The organism is Betaproteobacteria bacterium, from assembly GCA_016791345.1.
GTDB lineage: Bacteria > Pseudomonadota > Gammaproteobacteria > Burkholderiales > JAEUMW01 > JAEUMW01.
Window position 1 is genome coordinate 1 of record JAEUMW010000180.1, and the last position, 4893, is coordinate 4893.

Consider the following 4893-nt stretch of genomic DNA (forward strand, 5'->3'; position numbering starts at 1 on the left):
AGATCGACACGCCGGCGGCGGTGACCATCGTCCGCGGCACCCATTTTCGGGTCAATGCGGATGCGGCGCAGTCGTCGAGCGAGGTACTCGAAGGGAGCGTGCGCGTCGCCAACGATGCCGCCCGTATTGTCGTCGGCCCGCGGATGGGCACGACGGCTGTATTGGGGCACGCGCCCGCGCGGCCAAGACCGTTGCTTGCCGCTCCCGATTTGAGCGGTGTCCCCGCCGAGTTCGACCGCGTGCCGTTCGCGTTCGCCGTCCCTGCCGTCGATGGCGCCGTCAGTTACCGCCTGCAGATCTCGGCGAACGAGGAGTTTTCGACGCTCGTCGAAGACGTGGTGTTCAAGTCCCCACAGCTGAGCGCGGATACGCTGGAGGACGGCCGCTATTACCTGCGGGTGCACGGCATCGATGCGCTGCAACTCGAAGGCATGGACGCCATGCGGCACATCGTCGTCAACGCGCGGCCGGAACCGCCCTTTCTTTCCGAGCCGGCCCCCGCCGGACAACTCGCCGACGGCGCGCCCGCATTCCGCTGGACACGCTCCACCACGGCGGGCACCGCATACCGCTTTCAGTTGAGCGACGACGAAGCTTTCCGGCAACCGCGTGCCGACGTCGCGCCGATCGATGGCAATGAGATCAGGCTGTCCGAAACGCTGCCGCCGGGTGATTACGCATGGCGCGTCGCTGCGATCGATCCGGCGGAAGGACAGGGGCCGTTCTCCGACACCCAGACCTTTCGCGTACTGCCGCCTGGACCATCATTGACGCCACCCAGTGTGTCCAGCGATGAGATCGAGTTCCGCTGGCGGGCAGCCGGACCGGGTGCGCACTACGAGTTCCAGCTCGCGCGCGACGAGCGCTTCGAGGACGTGATGGTGACGCAGACGGTGCCGGAGGCGCAGATCACGCTGCCGCGGCCTGCAGCCGGGTCGTACTACGTGCGCGCCCGCACCGTGTACGCGGACGGGATCACGAGTGCCTACGCGAGTGCCCAGCGCATCGACGTGCCCGACCGCCCGAACTACTGGCCGCTGCTCATCGTCCCCGTGATCATCCTGCTCGTGATATGAGCACTGCATGAGCGCAACACCCACCCCGGCCCCGGTGCTGTGGCGGCATCAGCTCGCGCCGTCTCTGCTGGTGGCCGTGCTGACACTCCTGTGGGCGGCGAGCGGGGCGCTGCACCGGATCGACCTCGTGCTCTACGACGGGCTGCTTGCGGTCAATCGCGTGCCGGCGAGCGCCGACATCGCACTGGTGCAGATCGACGAGCGCAGCCTGCAGCAGCTCGGCCGCTGGCCGTGGCCGCGTGCGCGGCACGCGGAGCTCATCGATCGCCTGCGTGAGCGCGGCGCGCGTGCGGTCGCCCTGCAGATCATCTTCGCGGAAGCAGGCGACGCGGAAGATGACCGGCGCCTGGCGGATGCCATCGCACGCTTCGGCGCCGTCGTGCTGCCGGTGTTCCCCGAGCTCGATCCGGGGGTGGGCGGGCTGCACGCGCGGACATCCGTGCCGTCGGTGGCGGAGATGGCCGCCCAAGGGCACGTCGACGCCGAACTCGACCAGGACGGCGTGGTACGCAGCGTTTATCTCAGGGCCGGTCTCAACCAGCCAACGTGGCCGCATCTCGGCCTCGCTCTGCTCGAGGCCGCAGGCGAGCCGCCGGATTCGCTGCCGGGCGAGCGCCTGCCGGGGGCGTCACTCAGCCGCAGCGGACTCTGGCTGCGCGACCATCGCGCGCTCGTGGCGTTTGCAGCCGGGCCGTTCGCTGCGTTCTCGTACGCCGACGTCTTGCGCGGCGCGGTGCCCGATGCATCCCTGCGCGACAAGCTGGTGCTGGTCGGCGTGACCGCGACCGGCCTCAGGGATTCGCTGCCGACCCCGGTGGTGCAGCGCGGGGCGCCGATGTCGGGACTCGAGTTTAATGCGAACGTCGTCAATGCCCTGAGGCAGCATCGGCTGATCGAGCCGATGTCCACGGGAGTGGCCGTTGCGCTGTCGATGCTGATCGCGCCGCTGCCGCTGCTCGTGCGCTGGCGCGTGCGGACTTCCCTGCTGCCTGCGGCGCTGGCGGTGGCCGCAGCCGTCGGCGCGGTTCTGCTCTCGGCGGCACTGCTGCGCTGGGCAAACCTCTGGTTCCCGCCGACCGCGGCGGCCGTCGGTGCGCTGACGGCCTATCCCCTGTGGAGCTGGCTGCAGATCCGCTCGACGGCGAACGAACTGGCGCGCGAACGCGAAGAACTGAATGCAACCCTGCAGGCGATCGGCGATGCCGTCATCGCGACGGATCGGGCGGGTCGTGTTGTTTACCTGAACCCGGCGGCGGAAGCGCTCACCGGGCTGTCAGCCGCGCAGGCGAACGAGCGCCCGCTCGAGGATCTCCTGCGCTTGGAGGACGAGCACGGGCGACTGCGCCTTCCGGTGCAGGAGGTATTGGCGCCCGGCGGGCACGACCAGGTCGGTTCCGGTCTGCGCGGCCGCCTGACGGCCGAAAGCGGCGAGACCCGCAGCGTGCGGGTGAGCGGGCGGCCGATCCGCAACGCGCGTGGCGTGATCGACGGAGCAGTGCTCGCGGTGACGGACCTGAGCGACATCGTGGCGATGACCGAGCGTATCGAGTACCAAGCCACTCACGATGCGCTCACCGGCTTGCCGAATCGCCTGCTCCTGCGCGACCGGCTGGTGCAGGCGCTCGCCCACGCGCGGCGCTCGCGCTCCCCGGTCGCCGTGCTCTTCATCGATCTCGATCGCTTCAAGCACGTCAACGACAGCCTCGGTCACAGCGAAGGCGACGTGCTGCTGCAGAAGGTGTCGCAGCGCCTGCGGACCGCGGTGCGCGAGGGCGATACGGTCGCCCGTTGGGGCGGCGACGAATTCGTCGTCGTGCTCGACAGCGCGAACGACGGGGCAGCGGCGCAGGCGGTCGCGCACAAGATCGCGGCGGCGCTGCGCAGTCCGATCCCGCTCGGTCTGCACGTCGTCACCATCAGCGCGAGCATCGGCGGTGCGATCTATCCCGACGACGGCGATACGTCGGAGACACTGCTGCGACGGGCGGACGCCGCGATGTACCGCGCCAAGTCGAGCGGTCGCGACGCCGTGCGCTTCTTCGCGCAGGAGATGGACGAGGCCGCCGCCGAGCGGCTGGCGCTGGAACTTGCCCTGCGCGAGGCCATCGACCACGGTCAGCTGGAACTCGTCTACCAGCCGCAGGTGCGCTTGCGCGACGGCAAGCTGGTGGGCGCCGAAGCACTCGTCCGCTGGCGCCATCCGACGGCGGGATTGCTGGGTCCGGCGCGGTTCATCGGACTGGCGGAAGACAGCGGCCTCATCATCGGCCTCGGCAACTGGGTGTTGCGCGAAGCGTGCAGCCAGCTTCGGACATGGCGACGCGCCGGCCTGCCGCCGCTTGCGGTGTCGGTCAACGTCTCGCCCCGGCAGTTCGCGCACGCCGAGTTCGAGAACACGGTTACAGGAGCGCTCGACAGCGCGGGAATCGTGCCGGGCGATCTCAAGCTCGAAATCACCGAGAGCGTGCTCGCCACCGATCTGGAGCGGACCGCGGCCGTGATGCGCCGATTGCAGGAGCGCGGGGTCGGCGTATCGATCGACGATTTCGGCGTCGACTACTCGGCCCTGCGCTATCTCAAGCAGTTCCCCGTGGGCGAACTCAAGATCGACCACGCCTTCGTGAGCCATGTCACGTCATCACCGCAGGACGCTGCGATCACCGAGGCGATCATCGCGCTCGCGCGCAGTCTCGGGCTGTCCGTGGTGGCCGAAGGCGTGGAGACGCTCGCCCAGCTCGACTTCCTGCGCGAGCGCGGCTGTGACGCCGCGCAGGGGTTCGTTCTGAGCCGCCCGCTGCCGGTGGCGGAGATGACACGGCTGCTCGAACGCGGCGGGGCGCTCTCGCTTTCCGTGCCGGTCGCGCCGACGTTCCCCGCCGCTCGCTCGTCGCTCAGCTAGGGTTAGCAGGCTGTTGAAGAACCCTTCGGGAGCCGCGTTTGCCACGAAAAATGCTCAGATGCGAGGCGCGCGACAAAGGTCGTAGTTCGGGCTACGGTGCCGAGGAGCGCAACGAAGCAGACGGGCATTTTGTCGTGCAAACCCCAAGGGGCACGGCTTTCCGGGCGATCTGCTTTGTCGCGTGCCTGGCGAAGGGGGTAAACCATTCGTTGCGGCCCGCTTCGCGCACCTCATCCCGGAAAGGCCGCGCCGCGGCCCCGAGGGGTTTTTCAACAGCCTGTTAGCTCAGGTGTTCCGGAAGTTCGGCTTGCGCTTTTCCTGGAAGGCGCGCACCCCTTCCTTGGATTCCTCCGTGCCGTAGAAGAGGCCGACCGCCTGCAATCCGAGAGCGGATATGCCGGCGATGTGTGCGCTGTCGGCGTTGAAGGAACGCTTGGCGAGCGCGAGTGCGGTCGGGCTCTTCTCGAGAATCTCGGCACACCAGCGGGCGACCTCGGCGTCGAGTTCGGCATCGGGCACCGCCTTGTTGGCGAGCCCCATCTGCACGGCCTCCGCGGCTGAATACTGACGGCATAGATACCAGACCTCGCGCGCGCGCTTCTCGCCGATGACGCGCGCCATGTACGCCGTGCCGAAGCCGGGATCCACCGATCCGACCTTGGGACCGACCTGTCCGAAGCGGGCCGATTCGGCGGCGAGCGTCAGGTCGCAGAGCAGGGCGAGCACGTGTCCGCCGCCGATGGCGTAGCCGCGCACTTTCGCGATGACCGGCTTCGGCACGTCGCGGATCACCGCCTGCAACTCCTCCAGCGGCAGGCCGATGACGCCGCGTCCGTCGTACTGGCCGGCGTGGGCAGACTGGTCGCCGCCGGTGCAGAAGGCGCGCTCACCGGCGCCGGTCAGCACGATGACGCCCAC

At 68.9% G+C, this 4893-nt stretch carries 3 protein-coding genes; 2 read left to right on the top strand and 1 reads right to left on the bottom strand.

The features are described 5' to 3' along the window. Both JNK68_06995 and JNK68_07000 read left to right on the top strand, forming a co-directional pair. The coding region (locus JNK68_06995) for a FecR domain-containing protein (protein ID MBL8540103.1) at window positions 1-1076 on the top strand (1076 nt) is incomplete at its 5' end. Between the two features lie 7 nt (window positions 1077-1083). After that, window positions 1084-3975 carry an EAL domain-containing protein gene (locus tag JNK68_07000; protein MBL8540104.1) on the top strand — a complete coding sequence of 964 codons (2892 nt, stop codon included), beginning with the start codon at window positions 1084-1086 and terminating at the stop codon, window positions 3973-3975. 285 nt (window positions 3976-4260) lie between these two features. Here the strand turns inward: JNK68_07000 and JNK68_07005 are convergent. Further along, a partial coding sequence (locus JNK68_07005; GenBank protein ID MBL8540105.1) for an enoyl-CoA hydratase/isomerase family protein occupies window positions 4261-4893 on the bottom strand: 633 nt, incomplete at its 5' end.